The sequence below is a fragment of the Luminiphilus sp. nBUS_07 genome (genome assembly GCF_051201685.1).
In the GTDB taxonomy this organism is placed as follows: domain Bacteria; phylum Pseudomonadota; class Gammaproteobacteria; order Pseudomonadales; family Halieaceae; genus Luminiphilus.
The window spans coordinates 1,531,987-1,547,696 of the sequence record NZ_CP179213.1; the positions used below are offsets into that span (position 1 = coordinate 1,531,987).

Annotated in this window: 15 protein-coding genes; 1 reads left to right on the plus strand and 14 read right to left on the minus strand. The window is 53.8% G+C overall.

The features are described from left to right. Positions 1-62: 62 nt before the first annotated feature. From idi to ACMAZB_RS06810, 12 genes are all read right to left on the minus strand, one after another. Positions 63-677 (minus strand): isopentenyl-diphosphate Delta-isomerase, encoded by a 615-nt coding sequence (gene idi, locus ACMAZB_RS06755; protein ID WP_435219914.1) that lies wholly within the window; start codon positions 675-677, stop codon positions 63-65. Between the two features lie 191 nt (positions 678-868). Further along, positions 869-1,051, minus strand: a complete 183-nt coding sequence (gene pufA, locus ACMAZB_RS06760; protein WP_007234724.1) for a light-harvesting antenna LH1, alpha subunit — start codon at positions 1,049-1,051, stop codon at positions 869-871. Between the two features lie 72 nt (positions 1,052-1,123). After that, on the minus strand, positions 1,124-1,288 hold the full coding sequence (pufB, locus tag ACMAZB_RS06765) for a light-harvesting antenna LH1, beta subunit (protein WP_435215541.1): 165 nt from the start codon (positions 1,286-1,288) through the stop codon (positions 1,124-1,126). A 159-nt stretch (positions 1,289-1,447) separates the two neighbouring features. Continuing rightward, a complete protein-coding gene (gene pufC / locus ACMAZB_RS06770) occupies positions 1,448-2,596 on the minus strand; it encodes a photosynthetic reaction center cytochrome PufC (protein ID WP_435219915.1) in 1,149 nt (382 codons plus the stop codon). Next, positions 2,593-3,567, minus strand: coding sequence for a photosynthetic reaction center subunit M (gene pufM, locus ACMAZB_RS06775; protein ID WP_007234726.1), 975 nt, complete (start codon positions 3,565-3,567; stop codon positions 2,593-2,595). Before pufM ends, pufC begins: the two co-directional genes overlap by 4 nt. 14 nt (positions 3,568-3,581) lie before the next feature. Next, positions 3,582-4,406: a photosynthetic reaction center subunit L gene (gene pufL, locus ACMAZB_RS06780; protein ID WP_435215547.1), complete on the minus strand. Its 825-nt coding sequence runs from the start codon at positions 4,404-4,406 to the stop codon at positions 3,582-3,584. Positions 4,407-4,737: 331 nt separating this feature from the next. After that, positions 4,738-6,180: a chlorophyllide a reductase subunit Z gene (gene bchZ, locus ACMAZB_RS06785; protein WP_435219916.1), complete on the minus strand. Its 1,443-nt coding sequence runs from the start codon at positions 6,178-6,180 to the stop codon at positions 4,738-4,740. Continuing rightward, complete coding sequence (bchY, locus tag ACMAZB_RS06790; protein ID WP_435215551.1) at positions 6,180-7,679, minus strand: chlorophyllide a reductase subunit Y; 1,500 nt, start codon at positions 7,677-7,679, stop codon at positions 6,180-6,182. The genes bchZ and bchY overlap by 1 nt, the downstream gene beginning before the upstream one ends. Beyond that, the gene (locus ACMAZB_RS06795; RefSeq protein WP_007234731.1) at positions 7,672-8,667 is read right to left on the minus strand and encodes a chlorophyllide a reductase iron protein subunit X; all 996 of its coding nucleotides are present in this window, start codon (positions 8,665-8,667) and stop codon (positions 7,672-7,674) included. Before ACMAZB_RS06795 ends, bchY begins: the two co-directional genes overlap by 8 nt. After that, positions 8,664-9,611: a chlorophyll synthesis pathway protein BchC gene (gene bchC / locus ACMAZB_RS06800; protein ID WP_435215553.1), complete on the minus strand. Its 948-nt coding sequence runs from the start codon at positions 9,609-9,611 to the stop codon at positions 8,664-8,666. Before bchC ends, ACMAZB_RS06795 begins: the two co-directional genes overlap by 4 nt. 120 nt (positions 9,612-9,731) lie before the next feature. Continuing rightward, the gene (locus ACMAZB_RS06805; protein ID WP_435219917.1) at positions 9,732-10,886 is read right to left on the minus strand and encodes a methyltransferase; all 1,155 of its coding nucleotides are present in this window, start codon (positions 10,884-10,886) and stop codon (positions 9,732-9,734) included. A gap of 3 nt (positions 10,887-10,889) precedes the next feature. Beyond that, on the minus strand, positions 10,890-11,831 hold the full coding sequence (locus ACMAZB_RS06810) for a polyprenyl synthetase family protein (RefSeq protein WP_435219918.1): 942 nt from the start codon (positions 11,829-11,831) through the stop codon (positions 10,890-10,892). A gap of 33 nt (positions 11,832-11,864) precedes the next feature. On the opposite strand from ACMAZB_RS06810, the gene ACMAZB_RS06815 reads away from it, so the two are divergent. Continuing rightward, a complete protein-coding gene (locus ACMAZB_RS06815) occupies positions 11,865-12,860 on the plus strand; it encodes a carotenoid 1,2-hydratase (protein ID WP_435219919.1) in 996 nt (331 codons plus the stop codon). Positions 12,861-13,011: 151 nt separating this feature from the next. Here the strand turns inward: ACMAZB_RS06815 and ACMAZB_RS06820 are convergent, their stop codons facing one another. Beyond that, positions 13,012-14,109, minus strand: coding sequence for a phytoene/squalene synthase family protein (locus ACMAZB_RS06820; RefSeq protein ID WP_435219920.1), 1,098 nt, complete (start codon positions 14,107-14,109; stop codon positions 13,012-13,014). Beyond that, complete coding sequence (locus ACMAZB_RS06825) at positions 14,084-15,631, minus strand: phytoene desaturase (RefSeq protein ID WP_435215561.1); 1,548 nt, start codon at positions 15,629-15,631, stop codon at positions 14,084-14,086. The genes ACMAZB_RS06820 and ACMAZB_RS06825 overlap by 26 nt, the downstream gene beginning before the upstream one ends. Positions 15,632-15,710: the final 79 nt, after the last annotated feature.

Genomic DNA, 15,710 nt, shown 5'->3' on the forward strand with positions numbered 1-15,710 from the left:
ACGGTAGTTCTCTACACACCTTTGGGGCAGTAGCCTCGCATCCAAAAAACCGGGGGACAGCGCTAGTGCTCAGGCTTGTCCGTTTTCGAGGTTTGACCGGGGGCGAGCATCTTTGACGTCACACTATCTGCATGTACCTCTCTCATCGCTCGCCACTCTAGTAAAAACCAGGGCGTAAATTCATCGGGTGCTGCCGCCACCCACGCATCTACATGGTCCAAATCAAACCAACCCCACTCTGAAATTTCATTGGGATGGGGCGTGATATTGACGGGATCATCAAGGTGTCCGATGTAGACGGCACAGAGCTCGTGCTCTGTTCCCACCGAACCAAAGTGTGCAAGATACTCAAATTGATAGACGCGGGTGAGAGGGGTTTGTAGTCCTAATTCTTCCTGCAGGCGACGATGGACTGCGCTGTCGTAGGATTCTCCGTTTCTAGGATGGCTACAGCAACTGTTAGTCCAAAAATTGGGCCAAAGTGGTTTGTCCTGGCTGCGTTTGTGCAGCAGAACCTGATTATTTTTTGTGTAGACGAAAATAGAGAATGCGCGGTGAAGCTGCCCCCCGGGAAGATGTACTGCTCTCTTTGAGGCGTTGCCGATCACCTGATCCAATGAATCGACCAAAATTAGGTCCTCGGAGTCAAAAGAGACTTGACCGAGCACTTCGTTCATAACGAATTCCTAAAAAAAGAGAGGTAAAGTGACCCGCCCCGAAGGGTGCCTCAGAGATTTCACGCTAGGGTGAGCGAGTTGGCACTGGGGGAAGCGCATGTTAACTCGTTCTCTGTGGTCTAAGAGTAGATCGGTGTCCGCTCTCCGGGTCAAAAAAGTCCTGGCCCCTAGAGGCCAGGGTAACTACCGCGTCACTTCCGTTCTGCGGGTAGGGCTTCCATGTGGCTCGCTGCTGCCATTACTTCGCCGTCGAGCCAGTTGTACTTACCAGAGCTCAAAAGAACGAAGTGAATGAACAATGCGAGAACAAACAGGAACGCAGCATTTGCTACGAGCACCCGACGTGGATCAAATAGCATCCATACTCTGTGCATAGTCTTTCTCCGTTTATTTAGTGGTTAAACCCCCAAAGGGGTGTGACCACAGGGTTTACGTTGACTTCCTGATCAATAGAACCAGGGTTTCCACATGAACATCAGTACATGTGCTGTCACCGCGATAGCAACGAAACCAACCCATCCCTGTACATAAGCACTATGGAACTCCTTGGCCTCATTGCTGGTTAGCCCTGATGGGCTACCGCCTTGCTCGCTCATGGTTTTACCTCCCATGTTTTGTCAAGCAGATGCCGCGTAGATGCCAAGAAGGCGTCGGTGCGACGTTTGTTTGAGAGCTATTGCCACTAGGTGGCGCCTTCTCTCAGCCCCCTGCACTAGGAGAAACCTCCCGGTGCAAAGATAGGTGCCGACCTTAAGGCCGGCGTGAGATGTCTAACTTCCAGCAGTCATCCCGTGATCGTTAACACCTGTACTGGCTTGTGCAGGTGCTTCTTCAGTTGCCTCATCCACGGTCGCCTCTAATTCAGCTTCTGGCGTTGCTTCGGGTTCAACCGATAGCAGCGTAGAGCGGGCGAGGTTGGGATAATCTTTCACCATATTGGCGCCCAGCATGGGTTTGTAGGCCCCTTGGTGGCAGGTGGCGCAGTTCACCTTCAGGGGATCACCCATAGGACCTTTACGGTGATCGGGTAGCCAGTCGGTGGTCTGGTTGACGTACTTCGTGTTCATCTCCCTTACCATGCGGATCCCGTGCCATGCCCGTACCCGTGCAGGCGAGCTTTGCTCCCAGTCGTAAAAGGCGCGAGTGTTGTGACAGTGCGTGCAGTTCACGCCTAGGGAGTCAGAAAAATGCATCATTAAGCTGTAGATGTATTCGGTTTGCTTGACCGATGACCTGTTGCCATTGGGTAGGGCCGTTTGTCCAGCAACTCGCCAGGGCAGGGTGGCTGCCTCTTCCTCATCGCCTTCAAGGTAGGGCGTTAATGGATCATTTGGCAGAGAGCTATAGGCCGCTGTAACAGAGGCAATATTCTGGCCTGCGGTCATGACGCCTGCGGCGTGCGGTTGGCCTGGATCGGTTGCCCACACGTACTCCGGAATATTCTTTCCACGGTGGCAGGTGTAACAAGTCACACCGGCTCCGCCGACGTGATCACCCCACTCAACGTTGGCTTGCTGGGTCATCAAAGTCATGACCCTGGCAACACGCTTAGTGTACTTTGTGTCGTACTGAAAGCCTTCGGCCACGTGGCAGTAGTTGCATCCCTCTTCAGGAGAGATCCACTCGGTCATGGCAGCCATCAGGCGGGTGAATTCCCCGACACTGAGGTCACCTAGAACCTGCACGTTTTGGTAGATATCCCCGGCTTTCGGTCCAACCGAAGGGACCGCGGGCTGTGGCGTAGGGACCTGATTCGCCGCAACGGTGGCGGCAAGTGTCTTGGGGTTGACAACCAACTCCTGACCCAGCCCACGATTGCCTAGCTGCACAGTTTCTGGTGGTGGCATTTCACAGCCGGTCAGCAACAAGCTGCCAGCAATAACTACTACAGTGGCGCGAATAAACTGAGGTAATTTCATTGGTTCGCCTCCATCATAGGATCAACGACAGGTACCGCGTCGATAACAGGGTAGGCCGGCGCAATACCGTGTTTCACACCCCAGAGATACCAGTTTTCTACAACTGTTCCAGTTAGCAGAATGCCTATGCCACCGGTTATCACGGTCAGTACTGCAAACCACCATGCCCAGCGGTGAATGGATTCCATTGAGGCGTTAAACCCCATGCACCAGCGCCAGTAAAGCATTGACCGTTCGCCCGCTGTACCGATATCGGTGACTTGGTCGATCTCGCGATCGCCGCCATAACGACTGACCGCCAAAATGGTTGCCCCGTGCATGGCGAACAAAATAGCTGACCCGTAAAGGAAAGCGATTGAAAGCATGTGGAAGGGGTTGTAGAACAAGTTGCCGTAGCGCATCGAGAAAGCAGCGGTCCAGTCTAAGTGCGGGAAGATGCCAAAGGGCACAGCCTCGCTCCAGCTACCCATGAGGATGGGTCGGATAAAACCGAGTACCAGGTATAACCAAATAGCCGCAGCAAATGCCCAAGCAAGATAGTTGCTCATGCCTAAGTTTCTGGAAATGGTGAATGTTCGCCACCACCAGAGCAGAATTGACGCGGTCAGGAAAAATCCGGCCATCAACCACCAGCCACCATCATTTAGCGGAGGAATACCCAGGCCATACTCCGGGGGTGGTGGCTCTAATGCGAGCCAGGGTAATTGACGAATAAATTCGATGGGGTCCCAGTTGACTGAGGCCCACATGTTTAGACCAATGATCTCAAAGGCTATGAAGCCGCACAGGAAGGCGAGAAAGCCTGATGGTCCTAAATAAATAGGCCCAATTTGTGCATCACCGAGCTTACCGGCAATCCAGCTGTGAATGGGTCCGCCCATTCGGTGCTCTTCATCCTTGCCGATGGGTACTCCAGGATAATCCGGAGCGTCGGCCTGAACCTGTGTGAAAATATTCTGATATTCAATCATGATTCAGTCTCTCCTCAATTCCAGATGGGCAGTTCAAGCCACCAGTTCCACCATTCCGGCCATCCTCTGGTCCAGAATGGGCCACTGATTACAATGCACACAGCGCTCCAGAATGCTGCGCCCAGTGCTACGAACAGGCCTAAACGGTGAATGCCAAGGGCTCCGATCGAGTAGCCAATGTCATCGCGGAAAAATGTATTTTCATGCTCGCCGGTCTTAACCTTCTCGCCATCCCGAGGGTCGGTGGCCATAAGGATCAGTGATCCGTGCATTGATAGCGCCATTGCCGTAGTGAAGAAGAACGTAATGGCGATCATGTGTGCAGGGTTGTAGTGAAAATGCAAAAACTGGTAGCCGACGTTTGATACCCAATCGAGATGGCTAAGAATGCCGTAGGGGAAGCCGTGACCCCATGCACCGAGAAGCATGGGGCGAATCACAACCAAAGTAACGTAGGCGAGAACAGCGTAGCTAAAGGCAAAGGGAATGTGCAGTCCCATGCCTAGTTTCCGTGCGATTTCTACCTGTCTGAGTATCCAAGAGACAAAGGCACCAATGGCACAAATGGTGATTAGTTGCCAGGCGCCCCCTTCCGCGAAGGGTGCAACCCCCAATCCATAGGATAAATCTGGCGGTGCGATGTTGATGCGCCAAATGTTCCAGGTGTCACCCATGGATGCGCCAACCAAAATAAGCGCAGTTCCAAGCAGGGCGAAGAAGGCTGTGCTGACCCCGAAGAAGCCGACGTAAAATGGCCCCACCCAGAAGTCAAAGAGGTCTCCTCCAACCAACGTGCCACCCCTGACACGGTACTTCCTCTCAAAACTCAGTAATGACATGTTATGTCCCTCAATCCCTGTGCGTCGCTATCAATAGCGTGCCGCGGGTTATTACTTCTCGGTAGGTACGACTCTCGGTCGTGCCTGTTGTTCAGACGTGCATAAAGGCGTAGGGAACCACGCCGTAAGCCGCCTTTTTTGCTGCCTGAAAGCAGCTTTCACCGGGTGAAGCGTGGGCAACTGACTGAAAAGTCAATCGACACATCACTGCACCTATGAAAAACCAACAAAAAGCTACGCTTAGCAACAGTCGAAATTGCAGTTGCTCCCCGAACGATTGCTGATGTCCTTTTTGCCCTGATGAATGATTCATCATATTTCTCCCTCGCGGTCAGGCTGCATTACCGGTCTTAACCTCAAGACCCGCACGCAGCACATGTTCTTTGCTCACAGCATCTGCACCTTGGTGCCTAGCTGAGTGTTCCGCAGCATCACGGATTCGTTTTCCTGCGGAAATTCGTACCAATATCGGCTGCCTGGCAACCAACGTTTCTAATGTTTTTTCTGCATCATCCGCCCAGCGCAGTGCCATACGTGCAGGTGTCGCCTCAACGGCATCCATTTCGGTGCCAAGCGGTAGAATGTGGAACAAGGCGTCGAATAGAGCGTTACAAACTTCCTGTAGTAAATAGGTGGCTCCGCTGTAACCCATGAAGGGGGTTCCCGTATGGCGTCGAATAATCGTGCCCGGTAGGGAGGCTGGAATGTAAATGCTCTTTCCGCCTAATTCTGCGAGGTACATGCGTTCGTTATAGCTACCAAACAGGATAAGGGGTGAGGTCTCTGCAATTGTCTGACGAATCGTTTCGTTGTCAGGTTTTACACCGGGTTTGCGTGAAAAGTGAAAAGCGCAGGGAAGGCCTAGCTCATCCTCTAAAAAATGTCTCACGCCTCGGGTATATGTTTCCGTGGCGGCGATACCAAAGTTGGCAGTCCCAAAGAAATCTTGGGTTACAGAGCGCCATAAATCCCAGACGGGCTTCAACGTAGTGTGGCGTTCTTGTTCGATGAAGGGTTCGGGGTCTAAACCGAGCTCTTCGCCGAGTGCACGTAAAAATTTGGTGGTGCTGTGCAGCCCGAAGGGCGCCTGAAACCAGGGCTTTTCTAGGGCCTGACAGAGCTTTGAGCCAAATTCCCGGTACATACACACGTTGGCGTCAGCGTCGCCTAGCGAAGGTATGTCATCGAGGTGGCAGCCCAGAGGAAAAACACGGTTGACCCGCGCGCCCATTCCCTCGACTAATCTGACAATTTCGGCTTGGTCGGATGCGGTGTTGAAATAACCGTAAGCGGGTCCGATGATATTGACCAAAGGTACGGCATTTTCCTTGGTAGCTTTACGTTTCTTCTTTTTCCCGCCGTACTGATCCCACAGCCAGACCAGGGCGCGATCTGCACTTTGCCATTGATCCTCGTCGATGGTTCTGGGCAAAAAACGCTTTATGTTGGTATCTGCCGGGGTAACACCTCCGCCAATCATTTCTGCAATGGATCCGGTTACAACGACGCTTGGGCGCTCTGCATCTAGAGTCTGATGGGCACGGCGCAGCGCGCCTTCGGTTCCTTTCTGTCCAAGCTCTTCCTCAGCAAGCCCAGTAACAACGATAGGGAGCTCGTGGGGTGGCAAACCATCGGTGTAGTGAAGCACCGAGGTAACGGGCAGGTTTTCGCAGCCCACTGGGCCGTCAATAATTACCTGCAGTCCTTTTACCGCAGTGAACACATATACCGAGCCCCAGTAGCCGCCCGCTCTGTCATGATCAAAGACGAGCATCAGGCAACCTCCCTCGTTTTGATCAGGCCCGACCGGTTGATGGTGTCTTCAGTCCAAACACCGGCAGCATCGCCTGAGCCAACGCCCTCAAAGAATGAGTCCATGGCATCAAAGCGCGCTTTGTTGTTCACCGCTGTGTTAATCACCTGACTGAGCGAACCCGCTCCAGCAGGACCCATAAGCGGTCGAGCAGAAATTAAGTTCGTGAAATACAGTGAAGGCACGCCTTTCTGCTTTGCGTGTTGCACGACCGGCGTGGTGCCGATGGCAAGGTCTGGTTCAAATGCGTCTACAGCACAGGTATCGTCTTCGAGCGAAGCTCGAAATTTAACGGTGACGCCATGTGCCTCAAGCCATTCTTTATCGTGCGCATTCCATTGTGTGCCGGGACAGGCACTGCCGACATAACGCAGGTCCGCGCCACTCTCGACAAGTAAGCGGCCGACGAGTAATTCAGAGCCCTCATAACCCGAGAGCGTCATGCGCGCTTTGATTGGGTTTGCAGCAATGGCCTCGGTAATCGATTTCCGCAGCGTGTCGCGATGCTTAGTCATCACATCGGCAGGCGTGCCTAGAGCGGTGCCTATGGCGGTAAGCCATTCGGCAGTGCCTTCAGCACCGACAGGGGCGGAGCCAATAACGGGTTTACCCGCTGCGACGAACTCTCGATTACAGGCGCTGTAGAAAGGGTGGAGCATGGCGACTAAGCTGCTGTCTAACGCGGCGTAAAGCTCTCGCCATTCCCGCGTGGGAACAACAGGACCAGCGCTTGCGCCCAGTGGCGCCAGTAATCTATCGATCACAATTGCGTCGACAGGAAAGATTTCGCCCAACAGTGCAATTGAAGGCTTGCTGTCCCGGGACTCAAGGCTCGTGGGGCGAGCCACAGGGCCAGCGGACACCTCGGAACGCGCATACTTAAGCATAGCTGCAGCCAATACATCTTTCGCTTCAGCATGAGTGGGGACGCCAAAGCCTGGGACATCAATGCCAATAATCCGTACGCCGTTAATGGATTTTGGTAGCAGATCTAATGGAACGCCTGATGCGGTAGGCACGCAAAGATTGATCACGACCACTGCATCATATTTGGCAGGGTCAGCTAAGGTATGGACTGACTCTCTAATATCTTCAAAGAGTTTTCCGGTAACGAGGGACTCAGAATCAAAGGGTACGTACCCTACGGTTCGACGTGCGCCATAAAAGTGTGAGGTAAACGTCAATCCGTAGACACAGCAGGCTGAGCCACTCAGGACTGTTGCCGTGCGCTGCATTCTCAGGCCAACCCTTAAGGATCCAAATGCGGGACACATGCTTTGAGGCTGGTCGTGAGGTCCTACGGGGTAGTCTTTAGCGTACTGATCGAGTGTTTCTTGATTGGCCTGACCTGCCGCTTGATCACGCAGGGTTCGGGAGCTTCCAGCACAGCCTGGTGCATCGGTCGCATCCTCTGTCACCAGTGGAATAGTTTCCGGACTATTTGATGCGTGATCAGACATTGTCGTAGACGACCTCAAGGGAAGGCTGCTCAAGCTTTGTTACATCGCAGAGGTCTGCGAGGGTTGCCGGTTGCAACACCACATTGCGTCCAACCGTATCGCCATCGAAAAGTTCTAGAAGGCCGTCTTGTGTCAGTGGAGCCGGTTGGGCTGGTGGTGCTTCGGCCACGTTGCTGGCCAAACCTGCAAAGAGGGATCCCCACTCACTTTCTGGTGTACCTATGATTTCGTAGTTGGCGCTTTTGCGTCGAATATCGTCATTGGCCGGTATCGAGGCTAATTCGGGAATGCCTACTGCCTCGCAGAACGCTTGAGCTTCACCGCTACCGTCGTCTTTGTTGGTGACCATGCCTGCGACACCGACGTTCCCGCCCAATTTTCGGAAATACTCGACCGCAGAGCAGACGTTGTTTGCCACGTACAAGGATTGAAGGTCGTTGGAGGCGACCACAATCACTTTTTGGCACATGTCTCTCGCGATCGGAAGGCCAAAGCCGCCGCAAACCACGTCGCCTAAAAAGTCGAGCAAAACATAGTCGAAATCCCAATCATGAAAGCCCAGTTTTTCGAGGGTTTCAAAGCCGTGGATGATGCCTCGGCCACCACAGCCTCGTCCGACTTCAGGACCACCAAGTTCCATGGCATAAACGCCGTCGCGCTTAAAACAAACGTCTTCTACTCTGACTTCGTCTCCCGCCGCTTTTTTGGCAGCCGCGGTCTCAATAATGGTTGGACAGGCTTTGCCACCAAAGAGCAGTGATGTGGTGTCACTTTTTGGATCGCAGCCTATCAGCAACACCTTTTTGCCTTGCTGCGCCATCATGTAAGACAGGTTAGAAAGCGTAAAACTCTTGCCAATGCCACCTTTCCCATAAATTGCAATAATTTGGGTTTTCGGGGCTTCTGCGGTAGAGCTGGCAATCATGTCAGCGCGTTCGCCGCTAGCCTCTAGGCCTGGGTCATAGACTTGTGCTTCGCTGGGACTCATACGGCCCTCCAGTCAAGAATCATTTTTAAGCAATGGGGGTCAGAAAACGCTTTGTCATAGGCGGGTGCAGCGTTTTGTGCGGTGTATTGATGCGTGATGAGATCCAGGACCTCAATCCGATTTTCAGTGAGCAGGCTCCGGGCAAATTCGAGGTCCGCAGGTTGCCACTCTGCAGCGATGCGCAACGTCGCCTCGGCCATAAATGCAACGGGGAAATCAAACTGAATGGGCTTGTGATAAAACCCTGCCAAAACAATCCATCCGCCTTTGCTGAGGCATGGCAGCAGTGCTTCTAAGATTGAAGCGTCACCGGATACGTCACAAATTCGCTCATAGCGATTGTTTGCATCGTCCTTGGGATCGATAACGGAGTAGGGCGTATTCCCTTCTCGGCGGGCTGGATTTTGCTCCCATACACGCAAATCTTTAGCGCCCATGGATTGGCAAATTCTGGCGACGAGACGCCCCAATACACCGTGACCAATAATGAGTTGAGGTAGCTCATCATTTTCAAAACGTCTAATCGCGTGTACTGCCGTTGCGATGAGCGCAAGGAGTACCCCTTCAGATCCGGTGTCGGGTGTCAGCGGAATGAGCCGCGCTGAGTCGACAACCAAGGTCTTTGCAGCACCCCCGAAGAGCCCAGCGACATCCTCGAAGCCTCGACTTCCGGGGACGAATACAACACTACCGGGGGCTATTTTTGATTCACTACCCGCATCGATGACTCGACCCACACTTTCGTAACCGGGGACGAGGGGGTAGTTGAGCCCGGGAAACTGTGGCATGCGTCCGTCCCAGAGCAGGCGTTCAGTGCCAGTGCTAATGCCTGACCAATCTATTTCGACGAGGCAGTCAGCGGCGTCACAGTTAGGAAGCCCAACCTCGCGTAGCGAGAGGTTCCCGGGTGACTCAAAAACTACAGCTGTTGCTACCTGGCTCATTCAAAGGCTCCGGAGCTTTAAGCTCCCCTGGCTTCTTGTTATCTGCCTCATTGAAGACAGAAAATTTCTGTTTTCAATAGGTGTCAGTTTAAAGAGACAATTCAAACTGTCAACAAAAGATTACGTATTGATTTTTTCTGCCACAAGTACCCTCACAAGGCTGGGCATAGGGCTTTTTGCCTCTCGAATACGGTTAAACCCTGCATTGGTCATCATTGATGTGATCTCTTCGGCGCTGCGGGGGCGGCCACTCCCCATTGCCCAAAGGTAAAAACCAAAATAGGTGTGGCCTATCGACTCTGATCCGCGAGTATTTGCCATCGGCTCGGCAACGATGAGCTGGCCTCCGGCGGGGAGCGCTTCATAGGTCTTGTTGAGTAAAAGCTGAGCGGGCTGATCGTCATGATCGTGCAGGACGCGCACTAAGCTCATAAAGTCGGCATGTTGGGGCAGTGAATCCTCAAACATGTCGCCACCCCGGTACTGCACAGAATGAACTGTCTCATCATCACCATTGGTGGAGGCGGCTGCTTGCTCAGCGACGGCTGGCAAATCGAAGACAGTGGCTTGTAGGTTGGGGAATCTAGCAACAGCGCGTCGGGCAAAGGCCCCGGTGCCACCGGCAATGTCGACAAGCTGCTTGCGCGCGCCGAAATTCACGGCGTCTAGCACGTAGTCAGCGATCATTCCTTGAGAGGTTGCCATTAGTTCGCTGTAGGCGGCGGGGCTAATGTCACCCGTCTTAACGTCCCCATACGCCCAGTAATTGGCCAGTGCGGTATTGTCACGCTGGCGAAGGAGGGCGGTAGGATCGGCGAGGTCGGCATACAGGTGCCGGTGATGGTGGACCATTGCAGCAATTCCGGGGTTAGCGAGCATCGCCGCCCCTAACTCACCCAAGCCCCATACATTGCCTTGGTAGGATTCAAGCAAGCCCAGTCCGTGCGCGGCTTTAAGCAGGGTCAGCAGACCAGGCTCGGCAATTCCAGTTGCTGAAGCGAGCCTTGCGGTTTGGACGGGCCCCTCGGCTAGCAGGTTTGGAATATCAAGTTCAACAAAAGCGGCCAAAGTTTGGGAGTACACAAACCCGGCGGTAATGTGGTGGAGCTGGGTCGCCCGCCGATTGGCAATGACTCGGGTGATGGGATTGCGCGCTGCCCATTTTTGAAAGCGGGGATTGGCAATTAATTTATTGCGGTATTGATGCCAACGCATTCGCCATGACGTTAAGTGTCTCGGTGCCTCATTGCTCAATAACTGACCCTGTGCCGACATAGTTTAGGCCGCCGTATGCTTAATACCTTGAGGGAAAAAGCGGTTTGATTGTTGTTGCACGACTTCGTGCAATAGCGCGCGGCCCTTGCATTCAGGAATGGAGTCGAGCCCCTTTTCGATACAACGCTCCAGACGTTTTACTGCGCCGTCTAGGCCTAACTGACGCACTGCACTGGGTCTATCAAGTGCAACATCAATGCCCGTTGGCTTGCCTATTGTGGCGGTATCAGCGATGGCATCCTGTATATCGTCAGCGACCTGATAGGCCTCGCCGATACTATTGCCAAGCTCTCGCCAAGGTTCTGCTGCGACTCCTGCTGCAGCCGCACCAGCGCAAGTTGCAGCGACGAATAGAGCGCCTGTTTTCGCCTGATGGTAGTGCTTGAGATCGACCCGAGGTTCACACTCCCAAGCCTGCCCTGCGCAGATACCCATTGGTCCGCCGACGCCTGCTGCGACAATGGCTGTGACTTGCGCCATTCGGACTGGATGCGTAACGCTGGAGCCCAGTTGTGCCAGCTGCTGGAATGCGGCAACGATGAGAGCGTCTCCCGAGAGCACTGCGATGCGCTGACCAAACTTAGCGTGAAGGGAGGGCTTGCCACGCCGTTCAATCGCGTCATCAAAGCAGGGGAGGTCGTCGTGGACCAGCGATGCGCAGTGCAGTAGTTCGATAGCCGCTGCGGCTGCAGAGGCCAATCGAGGTTCTGAGTTGCCGTTAGCGAGTGCCACGGCCAAACAAAGGCGAGGTCGCACCCTGGCGCCTCCAGGGAAAACGGCATAGTCCAGCGCTCTAGCTAATAGCGGCGGGCAGGTCGGCCCTGTTGCCTCGCGTATGGCAAGCCCAAGGGTGTGTTCACAATCCAGCGACTCTTTCCCCATGGTAACTGCCTCCATTAATGGGAAGGTTTGCTGTAAAGTAAACAAGACATATAAGATGTTCAAGATATTTTACACTTTGAGTGCGGGAAACGTGTCATGGGTGTTTTGCCGGAGAGTGAGCCGCAACCAGAAATTGCCGGCCAGAAACTGGGGTTTGACGCGAGGGTTCCCAATAATGGGTACCGGTGGTGGTATCTGGACGCGTTTAGCGATGATGGTAAGGCTGCCCTGACTATTATCGTTTTCATTGGCAGCGTATTTTCGCCGTACTACTTCAGCGCGAGGCGGCGTAGCAAGGGTAATCCCGAAAATTTTTGCAGTGTAAACGCCATACTTTATGGTCCCGATCGCCGAAGGTGGGCCTTAACAGAGAGAGGGGCTGGTGATCTCCAGCGTGGCCAGGACCGCATTGTTATCGGGCCTAGTCGTGTTGATCAAAAGGATGAGAGCCGGTTTGTCTTCCAAATAAATGAGATGTGTAATCCCTGGCCCTCGCGCATTAAGGGGCAAATCGAGCTGAGCGTGCCGGCACTTGGGCAAAAATCCTTTGCACTTGATCCGGGCGGGCTTCATCGGTGGTGGCCAGCGGCCCCCGCTGGCCGGGTAACCGTCACTATGCAGCGGCCAGATATTAGCTGGGAGGGCGCCGCCTACCTAGACTGCAATGCGGGTGTGGTGCCGCTGGAGCAAACCTTTCGTAACTGGCACTGGCAGCGCAGTGCCGCGGAGGCAGGTGAAGGACATATTCACTACGATGCGACTCTGCTAAACGGTGACCGACGGTTCCTGAGTCTTGGGTATGGCCCGGATATGTCGTGCTCTGAGCTTTCCAACCCCGGGGAGGATACAGCGATGGTTGCGACGCCTTTGTGGCGGGCGCAGCGACGTTGTCGCACTGTTACTGGACAAGCACGCGTCAAACAGACCCTTGAAGAGTCGCCCTTTTATGCCCGCTCGGTAGTGGAGCTCGATACCGGTTTAGGGCCTCGAAAAGTCATGCACGAAAGCCTGCACCTCGACCGTTTTACGCGGCCGTGGATGCAGATGATGTTACCTGTTCGAATGCCTCGTCGCCCTCTGCATCGCCCCTAAATGGCGCACTGATCATTGCGCATTTATGACGGCGTCTGGCGACAGGGCTGGTTAGAGCGAGGTGCGGCTGGGGGTATTTAAAGCCGGTGACTCAGGGCACGGGAGAACATTGCAGGAGTGTTGTTAACGATTTAGGTAGGCCTCGTTAGACTTAAGAGTGCCCTTCGCTGAGGGCGGACCCGTGACCCGCGGCTGCGGCTTGCTGTCTTGCCTCAAGGGCTGCAAACAGATCCAGGGTCCATACCATTCGCCGATAAATGCGGCGAAAAAGCGAGTTGTGATGCAGCTCTGTCGATTGTTCCGTTTGAGCCTGTTTAACGGCATCAAGCAAGTACTGGCACTCGGAAAGGGCGGGTTCATTCAAGCCGACTTTATTGAGAGTGACCCATTTTGGCGTGCTTAAAACCAGTCGGGCTTTTCCGGCCATGCCAATGTAGGCGCGTTTGTCTACTGAGTTGCCGCCGCATTTGAGCAGCGCATGTCCGATTTCGGCGTAGAGCAATCTAGCCGCATAAATTCCAGGTCTTGCACCCACAGGTAACAGCGCAATTCCGCTCTCGCTGCGTTTGTAGAGCCTGTCAGCTTCAATCAGCAGCCGTTCAATCACACTGAATAACTCAGGTGAGAATGCGGGCGATTGTAAAAATGCTTCAGCGTCGATTCCTGCATCTTTGAGCAGTTGACGAGGCAGGTACAGGCGACCGGCACGGGCATCCTCGCCCACATCTCGGGCTATATTCGTGAGTTGCATGGCAACCCCAAGATCAGCTGCGCGGGCTAAAGCTTTGGGCTCGCGAACGCCCATTAAAACCGCCATCATCACGCCCACAACTCCGGCTACTCGCGCGCCGTAAGCAAATACATCAGACAAAGTCTGATACTCACGGCCACTGGCGTCCCAAGCAAAGCCCTCGAGCAGCGCTTCTAGCAAAGTTCTTGGAAGTTGATGTTGCGTGACAATGCGCTGGAGCACGCGATCAACTGTGCGTTCCTGAGGTTCCCCTCCGTAAATCCCGTCGAGACGCCTGTGCAACTCCACTAAGGCGGCGTCAGCATCATCGCCTTCATCAATGAGGTCGTCAGCCTCGCGGCAAAAGGCATAAAGCCCACAGGCATCATTGCGCAGTGTGGGTGGAAGCAGTTGGGACGCCACCCAAAATGATCGACTTCCTCCAGACAGCGTCTGACGACAATGCGCCAGATCGGTGTGCGGGGTAGGTAGTTCAGCGAGTTTTGAGTGTAGCGGCATGAGGCACGACTTCATCGAGTACTTTGGCGGAGGAAATAACACCGGGTATGCCGGCTCCGGGATGGGTTCCGGCACCCACGAGGTAGAGGCCATCAAAGTCTTCACTTTGGTTATGGGGTCTAAACCAGGCGCTTTGACTGATCCGGGGTTCGAAGCTAAATCCAGCGCCTTTAAAGGAGTTCAAGCGATTCTGAAAATCCAAAGGCGTCAGCAGCCTAGAGGTCATAATACGGTTCGAAATGTCGGGTAACACGGTCTCGGCTAAGCGTGTTTCGATTGCTTGGCGAAATGTTTCGGCGTGCTCTTGCCAGTCGACGCCTGCATCAAGGTGAGGTACGGGAACGAGGGCATAAAATGTATCGCAACCTTCAGGAGCCATGGAGCTGTCTGTGGCAGTCGGTCGGTGTAAATACAAGCTGAAGTCTTCGCTCAATATTTTGTGCTTGAAAATATCTTTGAGCAGACCTTCATAGCGAGGTCCCAGCAAGACCGAGTGGTGCGGCACATCTTCGTAACGACCTTGAGTGCCGAAATACCAGACAAAGAGGCCATTGGAGTAGGCAGCTTTGTCCAGCCTTTTATTGGTCCAGCGTTTGCGCTTGCTCTCAGGCAGCAGATGTCTATATGTCCACGCGGAGTCGGCATTGGACACCACAATATCGGCGGCTAATTCGCTACCGTTTTTCAGAGTCACGCCCGTTACCTGTCGCCCCTCGGTATTAATCTGAGCAACTTCGGTGTTGTAGAAAATATGATTCCCTTGTCCCTCAATCAACGATACAAAGCCATCGACCAAGCGCCCTGTGCCACCCATCGCAGACCACACCCCGAAGCTTTGTTCGAGGTGGGAAATGAGCGAATAAATGCCGGTCACCGAAAAGGGGTTGCCGCCGATTAGCAGGGGGTGAAAGCTCATCACCTGACGTAAATAAGGGTCCTTAATATAGCTAGATACAAGGCTGTAAACGCTTCGGTCGCTGCGTAATCGAATGAGCTGCGGCAAAAACCGAATGAGTTGCCAAAGGCTGTCAAAAGATTTGAATCCAAGTCGCTCGAAACCCACGCGGTAGCGCTGTTCGCTGGCGTCTAGATACTTAAGGTAGCCCTCTGCGTCGGCTTCATTGAAGGTTTTAATTTGCTTAATGTTGCTGTCACGGTCACCCGAGTAGTCGAAACTTCGGCCGTCGTCGAAGCGAATTCTGAAGAAGGGATCCATGGGGCGTAAGTCAACGTCATCACTTAGGTTGCGACCGCAGAGCTCCCACAACTCTTCGAGCAAGAAGGGTGCTGTAATAATCGTTGGGCCCGCGTCGAAGGTAAAGCCATCTTGATGATAAACATAGGCTCGGCCTCCGGCGGCATCGAGCTTCTCAAGAATGGTGACGCGGTAGCCTCTTGCGCCCAGTCTTACTGCAGCGGCCAATCCGCCGAAGCCGCTTCCGATGACAATGGCATGGGGGCGCTCATCAAGCGGTCCGAGATTTTGGGTGCCAAGCTTAGTCAGATCAAGCTGGTTGTTCATTATTTTTGACGCTCTTTTGTGTCAAGCAGCACTGACAGTCTATCAGTCCAAAGCGCCAGTGAATAGCGCCGGTATAGCG

What these genes read in the sequence shown, in the direction of transcription:
- ACMAZB_RS06825 (WP_435215561.1), bottom strand. Translation starts at nt 15,631, where the DNA reads ATGAACAACCAGCTTGATCTGACTAAGCTTGGCACCCAAAATCTCGGA.
- ACMAZB_RS06815 (WP_435219919.1), top strand. Translation starts at nt 11,865, where the DNA reads ATGGGTGTTTTGCCGGAGAGTGAGCCGCAACCAGAAATTGCCGGCCAG.
- ACMAZB_RS06795 (WP_007234731.1), bottom strand. Translation starts at nt 8,667, where the DNA reads ATGAGTCCCAGCGAAGCACAAGTCTATGACCCAGGCCTAGAGGCTAGC.
- bchY (WP_435215551.1), bottom strand. Translation starts at nt 7,679, where the DNA reads ATGTCTGATCACGCATCAAATAGTCCGGAAACTATTCCACTGGTGACA.
- bchC (WP_435215553.1), bottom strand. Translation starts at nt 9,611, where the DNA reads ATGAGCCAGGTAGCAACAGCTGTAGTTTTTGAGTCACCCGGGAACCTC.
- idi (WP_435219914.1), bottom strand. Translation starts at nt 677, where the DNA reads ATGAACGAAGTGCTCGGTCAAGTCTCTTTTGACTCCGAGGACCTAATT.
- pufM (WP_007234726.1), bottom strand. Translation starts at nt 3,567, where the DNA reads ATGATTGAATATCAGAATATTTTCACACAGGTTCAGGCCGACGCTCCG.
- bchZ (WP_435219916.1), bottom strand. Translation starts at nt 6,180, where the DNA reads ATGCTCGTCTTTGATCATGACAGAGCGGGCGGCTACTGGGGCTCGGTA.
- pufB (WP_435215541.1), bottom strand. Translation starts at nt 1,288, where the DNA reads ATGGGAGGTAAAACCATGAGCGAGCAAGGCGGTAGCCCATCAGGGCTA.
- pufA (WP_007234724.1), bottom strand. Translation starts at nt 1,051, where the DNA reads ATGCACAGAGTATGGATGCTATTTGATCCACGTCGGGTGCTCGTAGCA.
- ACMAZB_RS06820 (WP_435219920.1), bottom strand. Translation starts at nt 14,109, where the DNA reads ATGCCGCTACACTCAAAACTCGCTGAACTACCTACCCCGCACACCGAT.
- pufL (WP_435215547.1), bottom strand. Translation starts at nt 4,406, where the DNA reads ATGTCATTACTGAGTTTTGAGAGGAAGTACCGTGTCAGGGGTGGCACG.
- pufC (WP_435219915.1), bottom strand. Translation starts at nt 2,596, where the DNA reads ATGAAATTACCTCAGTTTATTCGCGCCACTGTAGTAGTTATTGCTGGC.
- ACMAZB_RS06805 (WP_435219917.1), bottom strand. Translation starts at nt 10,886, where the DNA reads ATGTCGGCACAGGGTCAGTTATTGAGCAATGAGGCACCGAGACACTTA.